The organism is Klebsiella quasivariicola (assembly GCF_002269255.1).
In the GTDB taxonomy this organism is placed as follows: Bacteria; Pseudomonadota; Gammaproteobacteria; order Enterobacterales; family Enterobacteriaceae; genus Klebsiella; species Klebsiella quasivariicola.
Genome location: NZ_CP022823.1, coordinates 3,631,557 through 3,656,618, shown reverse-complemented (window position 1 = coordinate 3,656,618; position 25,062 = coordinate 3,631,557). Strand labels below are relative to the sequence as shown.

General features: G+C 56.2%; 23 protein-coding genes. 13 read left to right on the top strand and 10 right to left on the bottom strand.

What is annotated here, in order from left to right; translation table 11 throughout:
* Both pyrD and zapC read left to right on the top strand, forming a co-directional pair.
* Positions 1-1,011: a quinone-dependent dihydroorotate dehydrogenase gene (pyrD, locus tag B8P98_RS18425; RefSeq protein ID WP_025712940.1), complete on the top strand. Its 1,011-nt coding sequence runs from the start codon at positions 1-3 to the stop codon at positions 1,009-1,011.
* A gap of 170 nt (positions 1,012-1,181) precedes the next feature.
* Complete coding sequence (zapC, locus tag B8P98_RS18420; RefSeq protein ID WP_023289043.1) at positions 1,182-1,724, top strand: cell division protein ZapC; 543 nt, start codon at positions 1,182-1,184, stop codon at positions 1,722-1,724.
* Here the strand turns inward: zapC and B8P98_RS18415 are convergent.
* On the bottom strand, positions 1,721-2,830 hold the full coding sequence (locus tag B8P98_RS18415; protein ID WP_025712939.1) for a YcbX family protein: 1,110 nt from the start codon (positions 2,828-2,830) through the stop codon (positions 1,721-1,723). The two genes, zapC and B8P98_RS18415, sit on opposite strands and share 4 nt — an antisense overlap.
* Positions 2,831-2,929: 99 nt before the next feature.
* Here B8P98_RS18415 and rlmKL point away from each other — a divergent pair, with 99 nt between their 5' ends.
* From rlmKL to rmf, 6 genes are all read left to right on the top strand, one after another.
* Positions 2,930-5,035, top strand: coding sequence for a bifunctional 23S rRNA (guanine(2069)-N(7))-methyltransferase RlmK/23S rRNA (guanine(2445)-N(2))-methyltransferase RlmL (rlmKL, locus tag B8P98_RS18410; protein WP_025712938.1), 2,106 nt, complete (start codon positions 2,930-2,932; stop codon positions 5,033-5,035).
* Positions 5,036-5,047: 12 nt separating this feature from the next.
* Positions 5,048-6,955 (top strand): ABC transporter ATP-binding protein, encoded by a 1,908-nt coding sequence (locus tag B8P98_RS18405; protein ID WP_095033286.1) that lies wholly within the window; start codon positions 5,048-5,050, stop codon positions 6,953-6,955.
* 14 nt (positions 6,956-6,969) lie between these two features.
* Positions 6,970-8,238, top strand: coding sequence for a membrane integrity-associated transporter subunit PqiA (gene pqiA, locus B8P98_RS18400; RefSeq protein WP_025712936.1), 1,269 nt, complete (start codon positions 6,970-6,972; stop codon positions 8,236-8,238).
* Positions 8,228-9,865, top strand: a complete 1,638-nt coding sequence (pqiB, locus tag B8P98_RS18395) for an intermembrane transport protein PqiB (protein WP_025712935.1) — start codon at positions 8,228-8,230, stop codon at positions 9,863-9,865. The genes pqiA and pqiB overlap by 11 nt, the downstream gene beginning before the upstream one ends.
* The gene (gene pqiC, locus B8P98_RS18390; protein WP_025712934.1) at positions 9,865-10,428 is read left to right on the top strand and encodes a membrane integrity-associated transporter subunit PqiC; all 564 of its coding nucleotides are present in this window, start codon (positions 9,865-9,867) and stop codon (positions 10,426-10,428) included. Before pqiB ends, pqiC begins: the two co-directional genes overlap by 1 nt.
* A gap of 253 nt (positions 10,429-10,681) precedes the next feature.
* Positions 10,682-10,849, top strand: coding sequence for a ribosome modulation factor (gene rmf / locus B8P98_RS18380; RefSeq protein WP_002898396.1), 168 nt, complete (start codon positions 10,682-10,684; stop codon positions 10,847-10,849).
* A gap of 68 nt (positions 10,850-10,917) precedes the next feature.
* Here rmf and fabA read toward each other — a convergent pair whose 3' ends face one another.
* Positions 10,918-11,436 (bottom strand): bifunctional 3-hydroxydecanoyl-ACP dehydratase/trans-2-decenoyl-ACP isomerase, encoded by a 519-nt coding sequence (fabA, locus tag B8P98_RS18375; protein WP_025712933.1) that lies wholly within the window; start codon positions 11,434-11,436, stop codon positions 10,918-10,920.
* Positions 11,437-11,505: 69 nt separating this feature from the next.
* Positions 11,506-13,263 (bottom strand): AAA family ATPase, encoded by a 1,758-nt coding sequence (locus tag B8P98_RS18370; protein ID WP_080897935.1) that lies wholly within the window; start codon positions 13,261-13,263, stop codon positions 11,506-11,508.
* A 185-nt stretch (positions 13,264-13,448) separates the two neighbouring features.
* On the opposite strand from B8P98_RS18370, the gene matP reads away from it, so the two are divergent.
* Entirely contained in the window at positions 13,449-13,901 is a 453-nt protein-coding gene (gene matP / locus B8P98_RS18365; RefSeq protein ID WP_025712931.1) for a macrodomain Ter protein MatP, read from the top strand.
* A 107-nt stretch (positions 13,902-14,008) separates the two neighbouring features.
* Here the strand turns inward: matP and ompA are convergent, their stop codons facing one another.
* Both ompA and sulA read right to left on the bottom strand, forming a co-directional pair.
* Complete coding sequence (gene ompA, locus B8P98_RS18360; protein ID WP_087805440.1) at positions 14,009-15,061, bottom strand: porin OmpA; 1,053 nt, start codon at positions 15,059-15,061, stop codon at positions 14,009-14,011.
* A 352-nt stretch (positions 15,062-15,413) separates the two neighbouring features.
* Positions 15,414-15,923, bottom strand: a complete 510-nt coding sequence (gene sulA / locus B8P98_RS18355; RefSeq protein WP_025712929.1) for an SOS-induced cell division inhibitor SulA — start codon at positions 15,921-15,923, stop codon at positions 15,414-15,416.
* 357 nt (positions 15,924-16,280) lie between these two features.
* On the opposite strand from sulA, the gene B8P98_RS18350 reads away from it, so the two are divergent.
* Entirely contained in the window at positions 16,281-16,877 is a 597-nt protein-coding gene (locus tag B8P98_RS18350) for a TfoX/Sxy family DNA transformation protein (RefSeq protein ID WP_025712928.1), read from the top strand.
* 13 nt (positions 16,878-16,890) lie between these two features.
* On the opposite strand, the gene yccS is transcribed toward B8P98_RS18350, so the two are convergent.
* Complete coding sequence (gene yccS, locus B8P98_RS18345; RefSeq protein WP_025712927.1) at positions 16,891-19,026, bottom strand: YccS family putative transporter; 2,136 nt, start codon at positions 19,024-19,026, stop codon at positions 16,891-16,893.
* A gap of 17 nt (positions 19,027-19,043) precedes the next feature.
* Positions 19,044-19,490 (bottom strand): YccF domain-containing protein, encoded by a 447-nt coding sequence (locus tag B8P98_RS18340; protein ID WP_002898425.1) that lies wholly within the window; start codon positions 19,488-19,490, stop codon positions 19,044-19,046.
* 124 nt (positions 19,491-19,614) lie between these two features.
* Between B8P98_RS18340 and helD the strand changes: the two genes are divergently transcribed.
* The gene (gene helD, locus B8P98_RS18335) at positions 19,615-21,669 is read left to right on the top strand and encodes a DNA helicase IV (RefSeq protein WP_025712926.1); all 2,055 of its coding nucleotides are present in this window, start codon (positions 19,615-19,617) and stop codon (positions 21,667-21,669) included.
* A gap of 11 nt (positions 21,670-21,680) precedes the next feature.
* On the opposite strand, the gene mgsA is transcribed toward helD, so the two are convergent.
* Positions 21,681-22,139 carry a methylglyoxal synthase gene (mgsA, locus tag B8P98_RS18330; RefSeq protein WP_008805898.1) on the bottom strand — a complete coding sequence of 153 codons (459 nt, stop codon included), beginning with the start codon at positions 22,137-22,139 and terminating at the stop codon, positions 21,681-21,683.
* A 153-nt stretch (positions 22,140-22,292) separates the two neighbouring features.
* On the opposite strand from mgsA, the gene B8P98_RS18325 reads away from it, so the two are divergent.
* Positions 22,293-22,706 carry a CoA-binding protein gene (locus B8P98_RS18325; RefSeq protein ID WP_002898434.1) on the top strand — a complete coding sequence of 138 codons (414 nt, stop codon included), beginning with the start codon at positions 22,293-22,295 and terminating at the stop codon, positions 22,704-22,706.
* Positions 22,707-22,735: 29 nt separating this feature from the next.
* Here the strand turns inward: B8P98_RS18325 and hspQ are convergent, their stop codons facing one another.
* Positions 22,736-23,053: a heat shock protein HspQ gene (hspQ, locus tag B8P98_RS18320; RefSeq protein ID WP_002898441.1), complete on the bottom strand. Its 318-nt coding sequence runs from the start codon at positions 23,051-23,053 to the stop codon at positions 22,736-22,738.
* A 59-nt stretch (positions 23,054-23,112) separates the two neighbouring features.
* A complete protein-coding gene (rlmI, locus tag B8P98_RS18315; protein ID WP_087805442.1) occupies positions 23,113-24,315 on the bottom strand; it encodes a 23S rRNA (cytosine(1962)-C(5))-methyltransferase RlmI in 1,203 nt (400 codons plus the stop codon).
* A 190-nt stretch (positions 24,316-24,505) separates the two neighbouring features.
* On the opposite strand from rlmI, the gene B8P98_RS18310 reads away from it, so the two are divergent.
* Positions 24,506-25,060, top strand: a complete 555-nt coding sequence (locus tag B8P98_RS18310) for a YbhB/YbcL family Raf kinase inhibitor-like protein (protein ID WP_087805444.1) — start codon at positions 24,506-24,508, stop codon at positions 25,058-25,060.
* The last annotated feature ends 2 nt before the right edge of the window (positions 25,061-25,062 follow it).

Genomic DNA, 25,062 nt, shown 5'->3' with positions numbered 1-25,062 from the left:
ATGTACTACCCCTTCGTTCGTAAAGCCCTTTTCCAGCTCGATCCTGAGCGCGCTCATGAAGTTACCTTTCAACAATTACGCCGTGTCACCGGGACGCCGCTGGAATGCCTGGTTCGCCAGAAGGTACCGTCCAGGCCTGTCACCTGCATGGGGCTAACCTTTAAAAATCCTCTGGGTCTGGCGGCCGGGCTGGATAAAAATGGGGAATGTATTGACGCGCTGGGCGCGATGGGGTTTGGTTCGATTGAGATCGGCACCGTGACGCCACGTCCACAGCCGGGCAACGATAAGCCGAGGATCTTCCGTCTGGTGGATGCCGAGGGATTGATCAACCGCATGGGCTTTAATAACCATGGCGTTGATAACCTCGTTGAGAACGTTAAAAAGGCGCATTTTGACGGCGTACTGGGCATCAATATCGGCAAAAATAAAGATACGCCGGTGGAGCATGGGAAAGATGATTACCTGATTTGTATGGAAAAAGTCTATCCGTACGCCGGGTATATCGCCATTAATATCTCCTCACCGAATACCCCGGGGCTGCGCACACTGCAATACGGTGAAGCGCTCGATGATTTACTTTCTGGTATTAAAAATAAGCAGCTTGAGTTGCAGCAAAAGCATCAAAAATATGTTCCGGTTGCCGTGAAGATCGCGCCGGATCTTTTGCCTGAGGAATTGATCCAGGTTGCCGATAGCCTCGTACGCCATAATATTGATGGCGTGATTGCAACCAATACCACCCTCGATCGTTCTCTGGTTCAGGGAATGAAACATTGTGATGAGACCGGCGGGCTTAGTGGTCGTCCATTACAATTAAAGAGCACCGAAATTATCCGTATGCTCTCCGCTGAGCTGAATGGTCGTTTACCGATCATCGGCGTGGGCGGTATTGATTCGGTGATTGCCGCGCGGGAGAAGATGGCCGCCGGGGCATCGCTGGTGCAGATCTATTCCGGATTTATTTTTAAAGGCCCGCCGCTGATTAAAGAAATTGTTACCCACATCTAATCTTTTCCTCCTCTGAATCCCACCCAGGGCTTTATTTCCGGCCCTGGTTGTTTTATATTCCCTCACTGTTGCTTATTTAAACATTTTAGACTTTTCTTAATTTTAGAAAAATATTCTGCGGCAAGTCGCAACAACTTTGCGGAGGCGCATCGAAGGGCACTGGGGGAAAAATGCGAATTAAACCTGACGATAACTGGCGTTGGTATTACGATGAAGAGCACGATCGTATGATGCTCGATTTGGCCAATGGCATGTTATTTCGTTCGCGCTTCGCCCGGCGCATGCTGACCCCGGACGCTTTTGCCCCATCGGGATTTTGCGTCGATGACGCCGCGCTCTATTTCTCTTTTGAAGAAAAATGCCGCGATTTCGAACTGTCGAAAGAGCAGCGGGCGGAATTAGTCCTCAACGCGTTAACCGCGATCCGTTTTCTCAAACCGCAGATGCCGAAAAGCTGGCACTTCGTCGCCCATCCTCACCACTGGCAGCCGAGCGGCGGCGACGCGGCCTGCGTCTGGTTGAGCGATACCGGGGAGCAGGTAAATTTGCTGGTGGTGGAGCCGGGAGATAACGCCGCGCTTTGTCTGCTGGCTCAGCCAGGACTTACCCTTGCCGGTCGCGTGATGCAGTTAGGCGATGTCATTAAGATCATGAACGACAGGCTGCAGCCGGCGCAGAGCGCGGTGAGCTACAGCCTGGGACAGGCGGTTTAAGGCGCCAGGCGCAGTGCCGTCTTAGGCACACAGCTGCAGGCGAGAATAGTGCCATCTTCGGCGACCGCATTTTTCTTTAACGCACTGACTTCGCCTTCTTCCAGACGAATGCGGCAGCTGCCGCAGATCCCCGCCCGACAGGAGTAGGGTACGCGAATGCCCTGTTGCTCCAGCTGTTCCAGCAACACCTGCTGATTATTGCCGGTAAACTGATGGCCCTGCCAGTCAATGGCTACCGTGGCCTGCTGCTGCGTGTCAGGGGCAGGGGTATCGTCGCTTTCCCCGGCGCCGTAGGCTTTTGCCGGGCCGCGGGCGAGGATTTCCACTTCATCTCCCACCCGGATCACGCCGCTGTTGCGGGCAATCAGGTTCTGACCAAAGTCGACATCGCCATTATCCTGCGCGGTGCGAAAACGCTTTAAGGTTTCCAGCGGCTCCCCGGTGGGGTGTTTCTGTCCACGCTCCGGGCTGACGGTGGTAAAAATGCAGCGGCTGCAGGGTTTAGCCACATCAAATACCACCTCGCCGATGCGGATCACTTTCCAGCTATCTTCATCCCAGGCCGCCGCGCCGGTGACCACGAGATTAGGACGAAACTGTTCTATGCTTACGCTGGCCGGACAGCGCTGCTGCAGGTCGCGCAGCGAAGCCTCGTTAGCCAGCAGGTACGGGTAGCCGTCGGCGAAGGAGAGCGGTACCGCATCGTGGCGCTTCACCCGGCGGGTTAACTGTGGCCCCAGCCAGCGCAACTGGACATCGCGATTGAAAAAGCCGCTGAGCCACTGGTTAACGGCGGCAGGCGCGATGAGCGCGGTGAAATGGTTACCCCAGACTTCGGTCGGCTCGGCCTGCGTGGCGAAATCACGAAAACGCACCACGGCGCTACTGCCGTCCGGGGCGGTCAGGTGAAGGCCGTCATGCAGCGGCGCCGGAATAAATTTCACCATCTGCGGAAACTGGCGGGCGGTAATAAAGGTGCCGTCGGTTTCGGTGATCATAAACAGGCGATCGAAGGCCAGGCCGCTGATATCAGCAAAGGCATGGGTCAGGCCCATGCCGCGCATGGATTTTACGGGGTGAATAAAAAGTCGCGAGAGCGTTACCATACGCTGCCTCCGGGTTCCAAAAATAAGCCTATAACTTTATGACATAGGGCACATATTGGCTATAATGCGCACCAATTTTCTTTAAGTAAAAGTGACGATATGAATTCTCTGTTTGCCAGTACGGCTCGTGGGCTGGAAGAGCTGTTAAAAACTGAACTGGAAGGACTTGGCGCGACGGACTGCCAGGTAGTCCAGGGCGGGGTCCATTTTCAGGGGGATACGCGCCTGCTGTATCAAAGCCTGATGTGGAGCCGGCTGGCTTCGCGCATCATGCTGCCGCTGGGCGAGTGTCGCGTATACAGCGATCTGGATCTGTACCTCGGCGTACAGGCCATTCCGTGGACGGAGATGTTTACTCCAGGCGCTACCTTTGCGGTGCATTTTAGCGGCCTCAATGAGGAGATCCGCAACAGCCAGTACGGCGCGCTGAAGGTCAAAGACGCCATTGTTGACAGCTTCACCCGCAAGAATCTGCCGCGTCCGAACGTCGATCGTGAATCGCCCGATCTGCGGATCAATGTCTGGCTGAACAAAGAGACGGCGCATATCTCTCTGGATCTGAGCGGTGAAGGTCTGCACCTGCGCGGCTATCGCGATGGGACCGGTATGGCGCCGATTAAAGAAAACCTTGCGGCGGCGATCGTCATGCGCTCTGGCTGGGTGCCGGGTACGCCGTTGCTCGATCCGATGTGCGGCTCCGGTACCCTGCTGATTGAAGCGGCGATGCTGGCGACCGACCGCGCGCCGGGCCTGCATCGCGGCCACTGGGGCTTTGGCGGCTGGGCGCAGCATGATGACGCCATCTGGAAAGAGGTGAAAGCCGAGGCGCAAACCCGCGCGCGTCAGGGACTGGCTACTTATGAATCGCGCTTCTACGGCTCCGACGTCGACGAGCGCGTCATTGAACGCGCGCGCCGCAACGCCCGCCGCGCCGGCATCGGCGAGCTGATCGATTTTGACGTGAAAGACGTCGCCCAGTTGAACAACCCGCTGCCGAAAGGCCCGTACGGTACGGTGATCAGTAACCCGCCGTACGGCGAACGTCTGGAAAGCGAGCCGGCGCTGATCGCTCTGCACAGCCTGCTGGGCCGGATCATGAAAAGTCAGTTTGGCGGCTGGAACCTGTCGGTGTTCAGCGCTTCGCCGGAATTGCTGAGCTGCCTGCAGCTGCGTGCCGATAAGCAATTCAAAGCCAAGAACGGCCCGCTGGATTGCGTACAGAAGAACTATCACCTGGCGGAGAGCGAAGGCGGCAAGCCGGCGATGCTGGCGGAAGATTTTGCCAACCGTCTGCGTAAGAACCTGAAGAAGTTTGAAAAATGGGCCCGTCAGGAAGGCATTGAATGCTATCGCCTGTACGATGCCGATCTGCCGGAATATAACGTGGCGATCGATCGCTACGGTGACTGGGTGGTAGTGCAGGAGTATGCGCCGCCGAAAACCGTCGATGCGCACAAAGCGCGTCAGCGTCTGTTCGATATTATTGCGGCGACCATCGCCGTGCTGGACATGGCGCCTAATAAGCTGGTGCTGAAGACCCGCGAGCGGCAAAAGGGCAAAAACCAGTATCAGAAGATGGCAGAGAAGGGCGACTTTATTGAGGTGCAGGAGTATAACGCGCGCCTGTGGGTCAACCTCACCGACTACCTGGATACCGGTCTGTTCCTCGACCACCGGATCGCCCGTCGCATGCTCGGCCAGATGAGTAAAGGTAAGGACTTCCTCAACCTGTTCTCCTATACCGGCAGCGCAAGCGTCCACGCAGGCCTCGGCGGCGCACGCTCTACCACCACGGTGGATATGTCGCGCACCTATCTGGAGTGGGCGGAACGCAACCTGCGTCTCAATGGCCTGACCGGCCGCGCGCATCGCCTGATGCAGGCGGACGTACTGGGCTGGCTGCGGGAGAGTACCGAGCAGTTCGATCTGATCTTTATCGATCCGCCGACCTTCTCCAACTCCAAACGGATGGAAGATGCTTTCGACGTCCAGCGCGATCACATTCGCCTGATGACCGATCTGAAACGCCTGCTGCGCAAAGGCGGCACCATTATGTTCTCGAATAACAAACGCGGTTTCCGTATGGATCATGACGGGCTGGCGGCGCTTGGCCTGAAGGCGCAAGAGATTTCGCAAAAAACGCTGTCGCAGGATTTTGCCCGCAACCGTCAGATCCACAACTGCTGGCTGATTACCGCAGCCTGAAAGGAATAAAGAATGTCACTGATTAGTATGCACGGCGCCTGGCTCTCCTTCAGCGATGCGCCGCTGCTGGATAATGCCGAGCTGCATATCGAAGATAACGAACGCGTCTGCCTGGTCGGCCGCAACGGCGCCGGTAAATCCACCCTGATGAAGATCCTTAATCGTGAACAGGGGCTGGATGACGGACGCATTATTTATGAACAAGATCTGATCGTGGCGCGTCTGCAGCAGGATCCGCCGCGTAACGTCGCTGGTACGGTGTACGATTTTGTCGCCGAAGGGATCGCCGAGCAGGCGGCTTACCTGAAGGCCTACCATGACGTGTCGCATCAGGTAATGACCGATCCGAGCGACAAAAATTTAAATGAACTGGCGCGCCTGCAGGAGCAGCTGGATAACCTGGGGCTGTGGCAGCTGGATAGCCGTATCAACGAAGTGATTGAGCAGCTTGGCCTTGACGCCAATGCGCAACTGGCGTCGCTCTCCGGCGGCTGGCTGCGTAAAGCGGCGCTGGGCCGTGCGCTGGTCAGCGGGCCGCGCGTGCTGCTGCTGGATGAACCCACTAACCACCTCGATATCGAAACTATCGACTGGCTGGAAGGGTTCCTGAAAACCTTTAAAGGCACGATTATCTTCATTTCGCACGACCGATCCTTTATCCGCAATATGGCGACACGCATTGTCGACCTTGATCGCGGCAAGCTGGTGACCTATCCGGGCAATTACGATCAGTATCTGCTGGATAAAGAAGAAGCGCTGCGCGTCGAAGAGCTGCAGAATGCGGAATTTGACCGCAAGCTGGCCCAGGAAGAGGTGTGGATCCGTCAGGGGATCAAAGCACGCCGCACCCGTAACGAAGGCCGCGTCCGCGCGCTGAAGGCGATGCGCCGCGAGCGCGGTGAGCGCCGGGAAGTGATGGGCAGCGCGAAGATGCAGGTTGAAGAGGCTTCGCGCTCCGGCAAAATCGTTTTCGAAATGGAGAACGTCAACTATCAGGTTGACGGCAAAGTGTTGGTCAAAGATTTCTCCGCGCAGATCCAGCGTGGCGATAAGATTGCCCTGATTGGCCCCAACGGCTGTGGCAAAACCACGCTGCTGAAGCTAATGCTTGGCCAACTGCAGGCCGACAGCGGGCGGATCCACGTTGGCACCAAGCTGGAGGTCGCGTACTTCGACCAGCACCGCGCCGAGCTGGACCCGGATAAAACGGTGATGGACAACCTGGCGGAAGGCAAACAGGAGGTGATGGTTAACGGTAAGCCGCGCCATGTGCTGGGCTATCTGCAGGACTTCCTGTTCCATCCGAAACGGGCGATGACCCCGGTACGTGCACTCTCCGGCGGGGAACGTAACCGCCTGTTGCTGGCTCGCTTGTTCCTGAAACCCAGCAACCTGTTGATCCTCGATGAACCGACAAACGATCTCGATGTTGAAACGCTGGAACTGCTGGAAGAGCTGATCGATGGCTATCAGGGCACTGTGATGCTGGTGAGCCACGATCGTCAGTTCGTGGACAATACCGTCACCGAATGCTGGATCTTCGAAGGCGGTGGTCGCATTGGTCAGTATATCGGCGGCTATCACGACGCTCGCGGTCAGCAGGCCCAGTCGCTGGCGCAGAAACAGCCAGCTGCGAAAAAAACGATGGAAGTCGCTCAGCCAAAAGCAGAAACTGTCAAACGCGGCGGGAACAAACTAAGCTATAACCTGCAGCGCGAGCTGGAACAGCTGCCGCAGAAGCTGGAAGCCCTCGAGGCTGAACTGCAAACGCTGCAGGAGCAGGTTGCCGATCCCGATTTCTTCGGACAACCGCACGATCGCACGCAGCAGGTGCTGGCGCAGCTGGCCGAGGCGGAGCAGGCGCTGGAAGCTGCCTTTGAACGCTGGGAATATCTCGAAGGATTAAAAAACGGCGCCTGAGCCGAGGAGTTGTCATGTGCGATCATCATCATGCTGCGCGACATATTTTATGTCCCCAATGTGATTTGCTGGTGGCTTTGCCGCAGCTTGAGCATCGCCAGAAAGCCGCCTGCCCGCGCTGCGGTACAACGTTAACTACCACGTGGGACGCGCCTCGCCAGCGTCCCACGGCGTATGCGCTGGTCGCGCTGTTTATGCTGCTATTGGCCAATCTGTTCCCTTTTATCTATATGAAAGTGGGCGGCATCAGTAGCGAAATAGAGCTGCTGGAAATTCCCAATGTGCTGTTTACCGAGGATTACGCCAGCCTCGGCACCTTCTTTTTACTCTTTGTCCAACTTGTGCCAGCGTTTTGCCTGGTCACCATTCTGCTGCTGGTTAATCGGGTCAGGATGCCCGCTGGCCTGAAGGCGTTCCTCGCGCGTATTCTCTTTCAACTGAAGACCTGGGGGATGGCGGAGATTTTTCTTGCCGGCGTGCTGGTGAGCTTCGTCAAACTGATGGCCTATGGCGACATCGGCATTGGTCTGAGCTTTATTCCCTGGTGCATGTTTTGCCTGCTGCAGTTACGCACTTTCCAGTGCGTCGACCGGCGCTGGCTATGGGATGATATTGCCCCCATGCCGGCCATTACCCAGCCGCTGAAGGTCGGCGTGGCCGGGATCCGCCAGGGGCTACGTTCCTGTGCCTGCTGCACGGCGGTATTGCCGGCTGACCAGACCGTCTGCCCGCGCTGTCACAGCAAAGGAACGGCGCGGCGTAAAAATAGCCTCCAGTGGACGCTGGCGCTGCTGGTGACTTCATTTATTCTTTATCTCCCTGCCAACATTATGCCGATCATGATCACCGATCTGCTGGGCGATAAAATGCCGTCAACCATTATGGCCGGAGTGGTTTTACTGTGGAGTGAAGGTTCCTACCCGGTTGCGCTGGTGATCTTTATCGCCAGTATTATGGTGCCGACGCTGAAGATGATAGCTATCGCCTGGCTGTGCTGGAATGCTAACGGCAACGGCGCGCGCGATTCGGAACGCATGCATCTGATCTATGAAGTGGTGGAATTTGTTGGCCGCTGGTCAATGATTGATGTTTTTGTCATCGCCGTACTCTCTGCGCTGGTGCGCATGGGAGGGTTGATGAATATTTATCCCGCCATCGGCGCGGTCATGTTTGCGCTGGTAGTGGTGATGACCATGTTTTCAGCGATGACGTTTGATCCCCGTTTGCTGTGGGATCGTGAGCCAGATTCAAGCCATGAGGAAATACAACAACATGGAAAATAAGAGCGGAGAAGCGAAAGTGCAGAAGGTGAAGAACTGGTCACCGGTGTGGATCTTCCCTATCGTCACTGCGCTGATCGGGGCGTGGATCCTGTTTTATCATTACAGCCATCAGGGGCCTGAGGTCACGCTGATCACCACCAACGCGGAAGGGATTGAAGGGGGAAAAACCCGTATCAAGAGCCGCAGTGTGGACGTTGGGGTGGTGGAGAGCGCGACGCTGACCGATGATCTCACTCACGTAGAAATCAAAGCCCGCCTCAACTCCGGGATGCAGAAATTACTGCATAACGATTCCGTCTTCTGGGTGGTGAAACCGCAGGTAGGGCGCGAGGGGATAAGCGGTCTCGGGACCTTATTGTCCGGGGCCTATATTGAACTGCAGCCAGGGACGAAAGGTTCGGTGCCGGCGCAGTACCCACTGCTGGATTCTCCGCCGCTGGCCTCGCCGGATGCTAAGGGGATCCGTATTCTGCTGGAAAGCAGCAAAGCGGGCCAGCTTTCGCCGGGCGACCCGGTGCTGTTCCGCGGCTACCGCGTGGGATCGGTTGAAACCAGCACTTTTGATGCGCAGAAACGTCGTATCTCTTATCAGCTGTTTATTAATGCGCCGAATGACCGTCTGGTGACCACCAACGTTCGCTTCTGGAAAGACAGCGGTATCGCGGTTGATTTGACCGCGGCGGGCATGCGCGTTGAGATGGGCTCGCTATCGACACTGTTTGGCGGCGGTGTGAGCTTCGATATTCCGGAAGGTCTGGATCTCGGCGAGCCGGTGGCGAACAAAACGGAATACCACCTGTTTGACGATCAGAAGAGCATCCAGGATTCGGTCTTTACCGAGCATATTGACTATGTGATGTTCTTCAAAGATTCGGTTCGTGGTCTGCAGCCCGGCGCGCCGGTGGAGTTCCGCGGTATCCGTCTGGGCACCGTCGGTAAAGTGCCGTTCTTTATTCCTGGGCTGAAGCAGCGTCTGAACGATGATTATCGCATTCCGGTGGAAGTGCGGGTTGAACCGCAACGTCTGGTTAACCAGCTCGGCGGCGATCCGAATATTCGTGCCCATATTGACGATCTGATCAACCGCGGACTGCGCGGCTCGCTGAAAACCGGCAACCTGGTGACCGGCGCGCTGTATATCGATCTCGACTTCTATCCGAAAGCGCCGCCGCGCGGCAAAATCCAGGAGTTTAACGGCTATCCAATTATCCCGACTATCAGCGGCGGCCTGGCGCAGATCCAGCAGCGTCTGATGGATGCGCTGGATAAGATTAATAACCTGCCGATCAACCCGCTGCTGGAGCAGGCGACCAGTACCCTGGCGCAGAGTGAGAAGACCATGCAGCATGTGCAGACGACGCTGGATAATCTGAATAAGATCACCTCCAGCCAGTCGATGCAGCAGCTGCCTGCCGATATGCAGACAACGCTGCGTGAGCTGAACCGCAGCATGCAGGGCTTCCAGCCTGGCTCCGCGGCCTACAATAAGATGGTGGCGGATATGCAGCGTCTGGATCAGGTGCTGCGCGAACTGCAGCCGGTTCTGAAAACGCTCAATGATAAGAGCAATGCGCTGGTATTTGAGGCCAAGGATAAAAAAGACCCACAGCCGAAGGGAGCGAAATAATGAAAAAATGGTTACTGGCGGCAGCCGTATGCGCCCTGACGGCGTGCAGTAGCGGCGGCGAAAGCAAGACATACTACCAGCTACCGGTGGTGCAGGGCGGTGCGCAAAGCGCCGCCAGCCAGGGCGCGCGTCTGCTGTGGGTTGAGCAGGTCAGTATCCCGGATTATCTGGCGGGCAACGGAGTGGTCTATCAGACTACCGATGTGCAGTATGTGATTGCCAATAATAATCTGTGGGCCAGCCCGCTGGACCAGCAGCTACGCACCACGCTGGTGGCAAACCTCAGCCAGCAGCTGCCGGGCTGGGTCGTCTCATCCCAGCCTCTGGGGAGTGAGCAGGATACCCTCAACGTTGCAGTGAATGGCTTTCACGGGCGCTACGACGGGCGGGTTATCGTCAGCGGCGAGTGGCTGTTGAAGCATCAGGGGCAGCTGATTAAGCGTCCTTTCGACATCGTGCTCAAGCAGCAAGATGATGGCTATGACGCGATGGTGAAGACTCTGGCCCAGGCATGGAGCCAGGAGGCGGTTGCCATTGCCGGCGAGCTTAAGCGTCTGCCATAAGTAAAATTCATAAAAATAATATGCCGCGCGGTTCATCTGAGCCGCGCGGCATTTTTTTTGCCAGGTCAATTTGTTAGCAACCGCGGCGCTGAATGAACAAAAAATGAACTCTTATATAGGTCACAAATATGACACTGGCGTGAATTTTGCGCATTGACGTTGCCTCCATTTCGCGGTATTCGTAACCCGTGGCTGCACAATTTGCGACCACTGTTTTCTTTTCCACCAGATCAAAGAATGAGGGAAACGAGGCATGAAGAGACAAAAACGAGATCGCCTGGAACGGGCACATCAACGTGGATATCAAGCGGGTATCGCGGGGAGATCGAAAGAAATGTGTCCATACCAGAGCCTGAATCAACGCTCATGGTGGCTGGGAGGCTGGCGAGAAGCCATGGAGGACAGGGTACTAACTGCCTGACACTGTCTCTTTAAAAAAGAAGCCTCCGCCTGGCGGGGGCTTCGCCTTTTAATCGCTGCTGATAATTATCAGAAAGCGGAAGTATCCTGGAACAGCCCCACTTTCAGATCGTTCGCGGTATAAATCAGACGATCGTCAACCAGCACTTCACCATCCGCCAGGCCCATAATCAGACGACGGTTAACGATGCGCTTGAAGTGGATGCGGTAGGTAACTTTTTTCGCGGTCGGCCGAACCTGACCGGTGAATTTCACTTCGCCAACGCCCAGGGCACGGCCTTTGCCTTCGCCGCCGAGCCAGCCGAGGTAGAAACCGACCAGCTGCCACATCGCATCCAGGCCCAGGCAGCCCGGCATCACCGGGTCGCCGATGAAGTGACAACCGAAGAACCACAGGTCCGGGTTGATGTCGAGTTCTGCTTCAACATAACCTTTGTCATAGTTACCACCAGTTTCGGTCATTTTGATGACGCGGTCCATCATCAGCATGTTCGGTGCCGGCAACTGCGGGCCTTTCGCGCCGAACAGTTCACCACGACCGGAGGCAAGAAGATCTTCTTTTGTATAGGATTCGCGTTTATCTACCATGTTTTCAGTAAGCCTTATTTTAAGTTCGGGACGCAGGATAGCTAACACGTGTAAGCTGAACAAGTCCGATCAGTTAGAACTTGTCCCACCTAACCAGCGTAGCGGCCACGGAAAACGATGGCGAGTCTCTTGCTGGGTCGCCTGCGCTATCCGCTCCTGAATGGTTTGTCGCAGCGTCTGTCCTTCTCCGTCCCACATCAGCTGGGTCAACATCGGCAGCGCTTCGGTAATATCATCAATGGCCCAGATGGCAAACTGGTCTTCGGCAACAGCCTGACGTAACTCGCGGGTCAAGCTGAGGTGGCGAACGTTGGCGGAAGGGATGATGACCCCTTGTTTGCCGGTTAAGCCGCGCTGCTGACAAATGGTGAAGAAGCCTTCAATTTTTTCGTTCAGCCCGCCGACCGGTTGCACGCGACCAAACTGGTCGACGGAGCCGGTAATTGCAATGCTCTGATTAATTGGCACATTGGCCAGGGCGCTGATTAAGGCGCAGAGTTCGGCCATGGAGGCGCTGTCGCCGTCCACTTCGCTGTAGGACTGTTCGAACGTCAGCGAAGCAGTGAAGGGAAGCTGCTGTTCCAGCTCCAGCTCGGACATCAGGAAAGCCTGCATGATCATCATGCCTTTCGCATGAATGTTACCGCCCAGCTCGGCTTTGCGTTCGACGTCGATAAATTCGCCATCACCAATGTGCACGACGCAGCTGATGCGCGATGGCTCACCGAACGCGCGCGGATGGCCAGGGAATTCAATCACCGACAGGGCGTTGATCTGTCCGACGCATTCACCTTCGGTCTCAATCAGGATCTGTTCCTGCAGGATTTCATCTTGCATACGTTCGGCCAGATAGCCTTCACGCCACTCCCGGCGAGCCAGCATCGTCTGCATTTCTTCGCCAGTGATCTTCTCGCCTTCGCAGAAAGCGGCGGCCTCCCGAAGCTGGCGGGCTATCCATAGTGGGCTGAGCGGTAACGTCTCCTGATCGCCGGTATAGCGTGTCCCTTCATCGAGCAACAGCGGCCAGGCATCGGCTGCCGGTCCTGGCAGCGCCAGCTGCTGGGCATTTTGCCATACCCACTGACACCAGCCTTTCAGCGTATCGGCGTCAGCGAACTGCAGTGTATCTTCATATTCGCTGTAGATGGCCTGTGCAGAGAGCTCTGGCTCCATTTCCTGGAAATCCGCCAGCGATTCACGTTCACCCACTAGCATGACTTTCAGGCTCAGCGGCATGGCGGGAATGCTGACCGGCAAGGGGCGGGATTCATCGACGGAAAGCCAGTCAAAACGCTGACGAGTCACCATATTTTTCAGGCGTACCCACAGCAGGGGTTGGGCCAGCAGTGCGCGTAGAGAGAGTACCAGCACACCGCCGTTGGCCTGGTGGACAAGGCCTGGCTGGAGGCTAATTTCGCCATTAAACTGGCGTACGCAGCCAAACAGCTGTTCCGCCTCTACCCAATCGGCTGCCACGACCGGCGCGATGCTGGCAAAATTATCCTCAGCACGTTGCGCCGGAGAGAGCGTGACGCGAGCGCCATCAACCTCATAGCGAACACCGTAGAGCGGTGCGGCAGGTTCATGCAGCGTCCGGGTTTCGGCTGCCAGCCATTGCAGATACTCCGGCTCTTCTGGGGCTTTCACCAGCATGAAGGAGGAGACCGCCGGCGTGAACAACAGCTGTTCAAGCGCGTAGAATAAACGCGGCTGCAGATCGCCCGAAAGAGAGGGGGCCGGATGGGAAAGATCAGCTTGTGCAAACAGCGCCTGATAAGGTTCCGTATCAGGCGCGAGGTCGGTTCGGGTCAGTTTCGTAATGGTCAAAGTCGCTGTTTTTTAGTTAGATGTAAAGCGCGCAATTATACCTGATGCCGCGACCGAGCACACGGAGGATTATGGTTACCTCGGTGATTCCCCGGCCATATACATCGCGAATAATGATTTATGTTCAGCACATCAGGAAAAAACTGATATCCTGAAATGAGTTACACGGTCACATTGAGATCGCAATGAAATATCAACAACTGGAAAATCTTGAAAGCGGCTGGAAATGGAAATATCTGGTAAAGAAGCACCGGGAAGGTGAGCTGATTACCCGCTACATTGAGGCCAGCGCTGCGCAAGCTGCGGTAGATGACTTGCTGACGCTCGAAAATGAACCTGTGCTGGTGCAAGCCTGGATTGAGCAGCATATGAATCCGGCGTTAATGAACCGCATGAAGCAGACTATCCGCGCGCGGCGCAAACGCCATTTTAACGCCGAGCATCAGCATACGCGTAAGAAGTCTATCGACCTTGAGTTTGTCGTCTGGCAGCGTCTTGCCGGCCTGGCGCAGCGGCGGGGGAAAACCTTGTCTGAAACCATCGTGCAGCTGATTGAGGATGCTGAGCACAAAGAGAAGTATGCCAGCAAAATGTCGAGTCTGAAGCACGATCTGCAGGTGCTGTTAGGCAAAGAGTAATCAGTACGGTCTGTCTGATGCCACCCAGGCGTAACTTCCCCCAGTCGTGAAGGCGAGTTAACGCCATAAAAAAACCCGCCGAAGCGGGTTTTTTTATCAGTTATAACTTAAGCCGCCGGCTGAGTTACAACGTCTTTGTAGCCTTTAACTTCGATCTCTACACGACGATCCGGAGCCAGGCAGTCGATCAGGGCAGCGCGCGCTTTCACGTTGTCACAGGTGTTGCCAGTAACCGGGTTGGATTTACCCATGCCGCGAGCGGAGATTTTGCCAGCCGGGATGCCTTTAGCAACCAGGTAGTCAACAACGGACTGAGCACGTTTCTCAGACAGCTGCTGGTTGTAAGCTTCGGAACCGATACGGTCGGTGTAACCCAGAACAACAGCAGAACCGTCTTTCGGATCCATGTTGCTCAGCTGGGTGTACAGCTGATCCAGAGCCTGCTGACCTTCCGGTTTCAGGGTTGCTTTGTTGAAGTTGAACAGAACGTCAGACTTCAGGGTGAAGTGCTTGGTAGTCACTTCCGGAGCCGGAGCCGGAGCCGGAGCTACAACCGGTGCAGCATCTTCCTGACCGAAGCGGTAGGAAACACCCACGCTCAGCATGCCGTTGTCCGGACGAACGCCAACGGTGCCCGCGTCGCCGATGTTGTTAACCCACTGGTATTCCAGACGGGTAGCGATGTCACGAGTAACAGCCCACTCTACGCCGCCCGCAAATACCGGGGAAACGCCAGTGTCGTGGTTGTCGCCAGCGATGCTGTTGCTGGAGTCTGCGCGCCATACCATGCCGCCCAGACGGGTGTAGATGTCCAGATCGTCAGTGATCGGGTAACCCAGTTTAGCGGTCAGCTGAACGCCCTGAGCTTTGAATGCGCCGTTAACCTGGTCGCCTTTGTACGGCATACGGCCCAGCCAGTCGTAACCCATTTCGAAACCGAGGTACGGGTTAACCTGGTAACCACCGAACGCACCAGCGCCCAGCTGGCTTTCGTGGGTCGGACCATTGTTGTTCAGAGAGCTGTTGTACCAGCCAGTGTCATGGAACTGGGACCAACCCAGTTTACCACCTGCATACCAGGTGTTATCTTTCGGAGCGGCCTGCGCTACGGTAGCGAAGCCAGCCAGTGCCACTGCAATCGCGATAGCTGTCTTTTTCATTTTTTGCGCCTCATTATCATCCAAAATTCGCCATGAAGTTACAAAAGACCTCACGGTTAAATCCTTCACCGGGGGCGTGACTTGTTGTTAACTATGCTGATACATGCAGCGTAAGCCGATCACCCCTGGCGATGTAAAGTCTACAACTTAGTTCGAAACTTACAAGTGTGAACTCTGTCAGGCATATGAAAAAAAAGGGTTGTATACACAATATTTAACAAATATGGTTGATTTTCGTACGCAGGGAAAAGGCAGAAATCCCCGTGTGGCAGGCATTCAGCGAAAAAGACCCTCTAAATCGCAGCACCTTAACCAACGGTAAAAAAAATTCCAGGAATAATCCTAATTTCACTCAATGATACAAATTTGAGTGAATTTTTAGCCCGCTGAGTTGTCTGCCGAGCGTGCCCTGATTTCTGACCGGGCGCATGATGAACCCCATCGCGCAGCCTTCCTGAGCGGCATTAACCAGACGCTCATGCTCCTCGGCGGTTAGCTCCTCCGCCAGCCAGCAGATAACCACACTATAATTCCCGGTGCGCAGCGCGCGGATCATCGAGTCTACGGTATGGCAGGGAGACAGCTGGCTAATTTGCATGACTTTAGACAGTGGCAGGCCGGCGGACTGAACCCACTGGCGGCTTAGCTTCTGTTGCGGTGTGAGCCAGAGCTGCCAGCGAGACTGTTGACCCAGCTGCTGTAATAAAGGTAGCAGTAATAACTGTGTCATCATGGGTTGATCTTCACGATAGACAATTTCACTGATCAGCCCACTGGCGGTCTGTTCGCCGGAACGATGAGCGTAGTGGCCAGCTGGAGCAGAAGCCTGTGCTGAACGATTTGCGTGAGCTGAAGTAAACATAGTCTATCCCGCCTGTAGTTACTGTATGTATGTACAGTATATCCGTCAGGGGAAAAGATCAACCGCAATTTGCCATTTTGCTGCCTGAAATTTACTCATTTCCTGCCGCGATGTGCCTTCCTCTGCTACCGCGTTCGACACTTTTTCTCCGGGCATCCTTAACGCAGGCTAATCGTTTCTCTCCCCCCGGTCGGTTGCAGCAACGCGAGAAAATTTCTGAAAGCTTCTCGCAAAACCGCATTCTGGTAGGAAAGTCGACAAAAATCACCTTGCTGCTGCCGGGGAAGTCCCTTATGTTTTCCATAGTGGATCCGCTAACAACTTAAGTTTAATTACATGATTAACAAAGGAATGATCATGAGAAAACTCGTTTGTCCGCGGCTCCCGCAATTTCAGGCCTGCGTTTCACCGCTGGGTCAATTACATACCCGTCCGCTCTTTGGCGGTTACAGTCTGGCCATTGATGACACGGTGTTTGCGATGGTGGCAGAGGGAAATATTTATCTGAAGGCCTGCGAGCAGAGCGCCGCCTATCGGGTTGAACACCATAATCCTTTATTGATGCTGCGCCGACATGGGCGCATCGTGCCGCTGAAATATTATCAGATCGACGACGCCTTATGGCGCGATGAGAAACAGCTCTTTCGCCTGTCGCTGTTGTCATGGCAGAGTGCCCAGCGCGAAAAGTATCACCGCCGGGATTCTGGCCGTTTGAAGGATTTACCCAATATCAGCTTTCATATGGAAGTGCAGCTGATTCATGCGGGCATTCCGGATGTCAGGACGCTTCGGGATATTGGCGCCCAGCAAGCCTGGCTGAAGCTACGTGAAAATAATGCTTCTTTGTCACACAGTGTACTGCTGGGGCTGGAAGCCGCGATTGGCGGGATCCATGTCGCCGCGCTCCCGACGCCGCGGCGTCAGGAGCTGATGGAATGGGCGGAGGATCGCTAGCGGATAACAGTCTTCATTCAGTTTGAGTATGAACGCGCTGTTGCAGGCGGCAGATTTCAGGCAGCAGCGCGAGCAACAAGCCGATTTGCTGTAATACCAGCGGCTCTTTACTGTCCGCGCGCGGTTCCAGATGCTGAATCCGGCTTTGCAGGCTGGTCAAAGACTTTTGTACCCGATGTTCATCGGCGGGGGTATGGTGCAGGGCGTCATCAACATAGCAAACCGCATCATCCAGCAGGGCGAGAATATCGGGGGTGGACAATTTTTCCCGATGCGCGCCCAGGGCGGAGATATAGCTGGTGAAAGTATGATTCAGACAGAGCAGGCGAAACGCGGTCTCGCGCTGAGTGGCGTCTGCACGTGGTTCCGTCGATAAATTAGAGACGACGGAGGCCAGTTCCGCATCCCGGTTGTAGGCATCGCGACGGGCCACGCGGTATGCCAGGCGGTTGTCGCGTCCCTGGTGATACTGTTCCAGAATCGCGTCCAGATAACGGCAGTTGGCATTCATCGCCCGGTCCAGCACTCGTGGCAGGTTACGGAATTTCCAGTCCGGCCAGATGAAGCTGACTGCCGCCCAGGCAATGGCGCAGCCGATAAGGGTATCAATGATGCGCGGCAGCGCGACCTCAAAACCTTCCCCGAGCAGGTTAAAGCACAGCAGTACCAGCAGGGTAATAAACATGGTGGCATGGGCATACTGTACGTTACGAAAGGCAAAGAACAGCACGCCGGTCAGGACGATCAGCAGTAATTGCCCTTCAACAGAGGGAACCAGCAGCAGGACGGGCAGGCCGATCGCGACGCCAACCAGCGTGCCGATAATTCTCAACGCCAGTCGATGGCGGGTGGCGTTATAGTTCGGCTGACAGACAAACAGGCTGGTCAGCAGGATCCAGTAGCCATGCTGGAGGCCGGTAAACTGAATAAAGGCATAGCCGGCGCAGAGCACCAGTGACATACGCACCGCGTGGCGAAAAAGGGCTGATTCTGGCGACATATTGCGCCGCAGACGCAGCCAGATATCGTTCAACCCGCCGAGCCGATCATCGGCCAGCAGTGTCTCGGTATTACTGTTAACAGGGGCGGTGGTTTGCACCGATTCAATCGTGGCCAGCTGCGCATCGATGGCGCGCAGGTTATTGAGTAAAAAGCCCAGGGCATTGATCTGCTCGTCGGATGCGCCGCTGGCGCGCACGCGCTCGAGTGCCGCATCGAGATGCATAAACGCGCGTTCAAAATGGGCGTCATGTTGATAAGGTTCGCGCAGCAGAATCGCCCGCGAGAGCTTCTGGCAGGCCTGTGCCTGCATCGACAGCATACGCTGGAAACGGAACATCACGTCGCTGTAGCGAAACTGATCGCGTAGGGTTTGATACTGAATATGCGACGAGCTGGCGCGTTCATGAATATCCTGAGCCACAAAGTAATACTGCAGTGTGCGGCGAGTGCCGCGCTGGCCCCGGTCGCCTCGCAGTCTGGTTAAGAGCGATACCTTGGTCTGATTAAGCGTCGCCACCAGTTGGCCATTGGCAAGGGCCAGGTCGTATAACGGCGCCTGGCTCTCATCCTCCAGGTCAGGGTCAAACAGCCGGGATTTGAGCTCCAGATAGCGGGCCAGTTGCTCATAGCTGCGCGCCAGGTTGTCCTGCAATGGGCGAATAGGAAAGATCAGGTGCCCGGAGAGGGTTAGCAGGTTGTACCACACGGCGCCCGCCAGCAAAAACAGCGGTTGCAGATACCAGTGATCGTACAGCGTGACGCCGAGCATAGTATAGATAGCAATGAGTAACGCGCCGAAGGCGATAGTCGCATAGCGCTGGCCAAGGCCGCCGAGCAAAATAAAGCCGATGGTAGAGACCGTCAGACCGAGGGCAAACAGCGGTGGCCAGGGAAAAAGCAGCTCCACGGAAGCGGAGGCGATAAAAAAGCAGACCAGGGTAATGGCAAGGTTTCGCAGGCGACCGGTCAGGCGGTCGTCAAGATCGGTCAGGGCCGCGGCCACAACGCCGAGGGTCAGAGGGATGGTCAGTTTGACTTCACCGATCCACCAGGGAAACAGCGTCGTGCCGCAAAGCGCGATAAAAATCCTTACGTTATAAAGCCAGGCACTGTTCCAGGTGTAGCGACGTAGCAGGGGGCTAATCATGTCCGTGTTCCGTTCGGTTACTGAAAGCGACGACGCGCATTGGCTTCACGCGCAGCACGCGCGGTTTCCACAGAGACGACCCGGCGTCCCACCGGCCAAAGGGCAATGGCGGCAATTTTAAAGTTAGCGATTCCCACCGGAATGCCAATAATCGTCAGGCATTGAGCAATGCCGCTGAAAATATGCATCAGACACAGCCACCAGCCGAAAAAAATGAACCACAGAATATTCAGCACCGTGCCGCCGGCGTTCAGCAGTCCATTTTTGCGGCCTGGCTCCAGTTCATCGACATGAATTGCCTCATTACCATAGGGAAATAACGAAAGGCGAGTAATTTCCCAGCAGGAACGGGTCAGCGGCAGCGTCACGATAAGAATGATGCTGACCAGCGTGGCGAGCAGCCAGCCTAAGGTGGTGGCGAAACCGCCAAGGATAAAATTCAAAATATTCAGAATGGTACGCATAAACCCTCGGTTTTGCCCTGTGGATAATTAGACCTGACAATTGTAACGTTTTTTTGCGCTGGAGCACCTGGTCCCGGGCGGTTAAACTGAAAAACAATCCACCCTGATTGAAAATCGACATTATATGGAACTTAAAGCGACAACATTGGGCAAACGCATGGCTCAGCACCCTTATGATCGGGTGCAATTACTGAACGCCGGGGTAAAGGTTTCCGGCGATCGTCATGAGTATCTTATCCCTTTCAATCAGTTATTGTCAGTGCATTGTAAGCGTGGTCTGGTATGGGGCGAGCTGGAATTTGTGTTGCCTGACGAGAAAGTCGTGCGTTTGCACGGGACCGAATGGAGCGAAACGCAACGTTTCTATCACCATTTACATACACTCTGGGAGCAATGGAGCGCCGAAATGAGTGATATCGCTGCCGGCGTGCTAAAGCAGCAACTGGCGACGATCGAACGCACCCGCGCGGAAGGTAAATGGTTGACGCGTCAGCAGGTGGCAGATGTTCAGGACAATATTCGCCAGGCGCTCACCGGATTGCCGATGCCTGCCCGTCGGCTTGAGTCCTTTGATAACTGCCGCGACCTGTGGCGGGAGTGTCAGCGCTGGTTAGGGGATATTGAAACAACGCGTCTGGCCCATAACCAGGCCTTCACCGAGGCGATGCTCGAACAGTATCGCGGCTTTTTTGATAGCGTTGAGTCGTCCCCGCTCAATGCCTCACAGGCGCGGGCGGTGGTGAATGGTGAGCGCTCCCTGCTGGTGCTGGCGGGGGCGGGCAGCGGTAAAACCTCAGTGCTGGTGGCGCGGGCAGGCTGGCTGCTGGCGCGGGGAGAAGCGGCGGCAGATCAAATTCTGCTGCTGGCATTCGGCCGCCAGGCGGCGCAGGAGATGGACGCGCGGATCCGCGAGCGTCTGGCATCCGACGATATCACCGCGCGTACCTTCCACTCGCTGGCATTGCATATTATTCAGCAGGGCAGCAAAAAAGTGCCCACCATCAGCAAACTGGAAAGCGATAGCGCAGCCCGTCAGGCTCTGCTCCTGAAATGCTGGCAGCAGCAGTGTCATGAGAAAAAAGCCCAGGCCAAAGGCTGGCGCCTGTGGCTGGAAGAGGAGATGGGCTGGCAGCTGCCGGAAGGGGACTTCTGGCAGGACAAAAGGGTGCAGCGGCGGATGGCCAGTCGGCTCGACCGCTGGGTCAGCCTGATGCGTATGCACGGCGGATCGCAGGCGGAGATGATCGCCGGCGCGCCGGAAGCGGTACGCGATCTGTTCAGTAAGCGAGTGAAATTATTGTCGCCCCTGCTGAAAGAGTGGAAAGCCGCACTGAAGGCGGAGAATGCGGTCGACTTCTCGGGCTTGATCCACCAGGCAGTCAATATTCTTGATAAAGGTCGCTTCGTCAGCCCGTGGAAACATATTCTGGTGGATGAATTTCAGGATATCTCGCCGCAGCGAGCCTCGCTACTGGCCGCGTTACGCCGTCAGAACGCCCAAACCACGCTCTTTGCCGTCGGGGACGACTGGCAGGCGATTTATCGCTTCAGCGGGGCACAAATGTCTCTCACCACTGCATTTAATCACTATTTTGGCGAAGGGGATTGCTGCGCGCTGGATACCACCTATCGCTTTAACGGCCGTATCGGCGAAGTAGCCAATGGCTTTATCCAGCAGAATCCGCATCAGTTAAGTAAACCGTTGAACAGCCTGACGGCGGGCGATAAAAAGGCCGTCACTTTGTTAGCCGACGATAAGCTGGATGATTTACTGGATAAACTGAGTGGTTACGTTAAGCCCGAGCAGCGGATCCTGCTGCTCGCTCGCTATCACCATTTGAAGCCTGAGGCGCTCAACAAAGCGGCGACGCGCTGGCCGCATCTGCAGCTTGATTTTATGACCATTCATGCCAGCAAAGGCCAGCAGGCGGACTATGTGATCGTTGTGGGGCTGCAGGAAGGGGAGGATGCGTTTCCTGCGCCGGCGCGCGAGTCGATCATGGAGCAGGCGCTCCTGCCGCAGCCGGAAGATTTTCCTGATGCGGAGGAGCGTCGACTACTGTACGTGGCGATAACCCGCGCGCGTCATCGGGTGTGGTTGTTATTTAACAAAGCGCAACCTTCGCCGTTTGTCGAGATCCTGCAGGAGCTGAATGTGCCGGTTGCCAGGAAACCCTAATCACGGCTGGGTTATTTCAGGCGCTCGGCAAGATAGCGCGGATAATCCGGGATCAGAATATCGAGCGGCTGATTAAAGTGCGGTGACTGGATGATGAAGTCAGCGGTGGAGACGTTAGTGGCGACCGGAATGTTCCAGACGGTGGCCAGGCGCAGCAAGGCTTTAACGTCCGGATCGTGAGGTACTGCGTTCAGTGGATCCCAGAAGAAGATCAGCACGTCGATTTTCCCTTCTGAGATGAGTGCGCCCACCTGCTGGTCACCGCCCATTGGGCCGCTCAGCATGGCATTAACCTCCAGTCCGGTAGCCCGCGAGACCAGGTTACCGGTGGTGCCGGTGGCATACAAAACGTGTTGCGCCAGCAGCGCCTGATGGCGTGCCACCCATTTCATCAGCATATCTTTACAGTGATCGTGAGCCACCAGCGCGATATGTTTTTGCGCGGACAGGGTACGAGTTGTCAGTTCCATAATTTCATTCCACATTTTGACCTGCAAACAGATTACTGAATGTGGCTGTCGCTGCAAGCATCCGGGTGAAAATTTTGTCGAATCTGTGGGTTAGCCTGGATGGCCGCCTGCTGCGGATTAGCATACACTTAGATGAAATAGCAGGAGGAACCCATGAAAGAGAACGATATTGCCGGCATTCTGACGTCGACACGGACAATTGCGCTGGTCGGCGCCAGCGATAAGCCTGACCGCCCGAGCTATCGGGTCATGAAGTATTTGTTGGATCAGGGGTATCACGTGATCCCGGTTTCGCCGAAGGTGGCGGGCAAGACGCTGCTCGGGCAACAGGGCTATGCGACGCTCGCCGACGTTCCGGAAAAGGTCGACATGGTTGATGTCTTCCGTAATTCAGAAGCGGCGTGGGGCGTGGCGCAAGAGGCGATAGCCATCGGCGCGAAAACGCTGTGGCTGCAGCTGGGGGTGATCAATGAACAGGCCGCGGTGCTGGCCAGAGAAGCCGGATTGAACGTGGTGATGGATCGTTGCCCGGCCATTGAGCTACCGCGACTGGGATTAGCAAAATAACAAAAAACCCCGCCTGGCGGGGTTTTGTTTTAGTTGCGAAGGCGCGGAGCCTGCAGCTGCTGACGAATCGTTTTGGCCAGTTCGTCGAGGGACGGCTGTTCCGGGTGTTCGTCGCGGGTTTCGCTGCTCAGCTGCGCTTCTGCCAGATAGGTGTGGATCGGCTGACCATCATCATCTTCCATCACCACATGGTACCAGGGCGCCGCACGCAGTTCGTCATTGGCGGCAATCTCATCCTCTTCCGGTTCCGCGAGTGAATACTCAGGATCGACATCGACGATGACACCCAGGTAGCCCAAGAGCGTATGGCGGACCTGTTGGCCGATACCGAATTTGCTGGCTATCATAGGCACCTCCTGGGAAACATGAATACTCCCTATATGAGGCTCATGTTTCGTTTTTCAAGTTACATGACGCGACAGGCAAACCCCTTCAGATACAGCCCTTCCGGGTAGGTTGCGATCACCGGGTGGTCGGCAGCCTGACGGAACTGTTCTATAAATTGTACATCACGCCCGGCATCAATTGCGGCATCGGCGATGATTTTCTGAAATAAATCGGTGGTCATCAGGCCGGAGCAGGAGAAAGTCAGCAGCACGCCGCCGGGGTTCAGCAGCTGGATCGCCAGCATATTGATATCTTTATAACCGCGGCAGGCGCCCATCAGCTGGCTTTTGTTTTCCACGAATTTCGGCGGATCCATCACGATCACGTCGAATTTCTCTCCCTGATCGCGGTATTTACGCAGCAGTTTGAACACGTCGTCGCGCACAAATTCCGCTTTCGACAGATCCAGTCTGTTGAGCTCGACGTTCTGTCGGGCGACGTCCAGCGCTTCCTGAGAGGTATCCACGCTGGTGACCTGGCGGCAGCCGCCCATCAGCGCTGACACCGCAAAGCCGCCAGTATAAGAGAAGCAGTTCAGCACCCGCTTATCCGCAACATAACGACGGGTCGCCAGGCGACTGTCGCGCTGGTCGAGGTAGTAGCCGGTTTTGTGCCCGCCCTGGATATCAACCAATAGTTTCATGCCGTGCTCGGTGATCGGCAGCAGCGCCGGGGGCAGCTCGCCCACCACCGGCCCCTGGGCCAGCTCCAGTCCCTCTTTTTTACGCACGGCGACATCGCTGCGATCGTAAATGGCGCAGTCCGGGAACAGGTTCTGCAGGGCGCTGATGATGGCGGCCCGCTGGTATTCGGCGCCTGCGCTGAGCAACTGCAGCACGAAAAAGTTGCCAAAGCGATCGATAGTCACGCCCGGCAGCCCATCGGACTCGCCGGCGATCAGACGGTAGCTGTCGAGACCATCGCGCTCGGCCAGCCATGCCCGCCAGGTTTGCGCTTGCTGCAGGCGGCGTTCAAAGAAGGTGCTATCGATGGCTTCATTGCGGTCGAAGGTCCACACGCGGGCGCGGATCTGCGACGACGGCGAGTAAGCGCCGCGGGCCAGCCATTTTCCCTGATGGTCAACAATATCGATGGTTTCACCGCTGCGGGCTTTACCCTCCATGCGGGCGACGCCGCCTGAGAAAATCCACGGATGGCGACGCAGCAGGGATTTCTCGCGTCCTTTGGCTAACACTAAGCGGGGGAATAGGGAATCTGTCATGGAGCTACCTTTAAGCAACGGGAATGTCGGCACCGAAAAATGGCGCGTAGAGTAGCACACCTGGCGCACGCAAGCATCTTTCGCCCGGCAGGCACAGGTGAGCGTTTCGGCACAAAATGCAGGCGCTTCGGCACATTCAGTTTGTGCGGACTCTCATACCCTGTTTTCTCACCCCAACGAGGAGCAGACGATGAAAACAGGTATCCGCATGGCCGTGGCGATGGTCGCGGCAGTGAGCAGCGGCGCGATGGCTGCGCCGTTTAGCGTGAGCAGCGATGATATGCATGACGGGCAGGCGCTGGCCCGGAAGCACTGGTTTGCCGGTTTCGGCTGTACCGGAGGCAATGTCTCTCCGCAGCTGGCATGGAAAAATGCCCCGGCGGGGACGCGCAGCTTCGCGGTCACCGTCCGGGATCCCGATGCGCCTACCGGCAGCGGCTGGTGGCACTGGACGGTGGTCAATATCGCCAGCAGCGTCTTTTCGTTGCCCGCTGGCGCGGGAGATAAAAACAGCGCTACACTGCCGGGCGGAGCGGTGCAGGGCCGCAATGATTTTGGCTATGCCGGTTTCGGCGGCGCCTGTCCGCCGGCGGGAGACAAACCACACCGCTACCGCTTTACGGTATGGGCGCTGGATGTCCCCACGCTGCCGGTGGATGCCGGGGCCAGCGGGGCGCTGGTCGGCTATCTGTTACACAGCCATGCTCTCGCCAGCGCACAGTTGACGGCGATGGCCGGGCGCTAAAA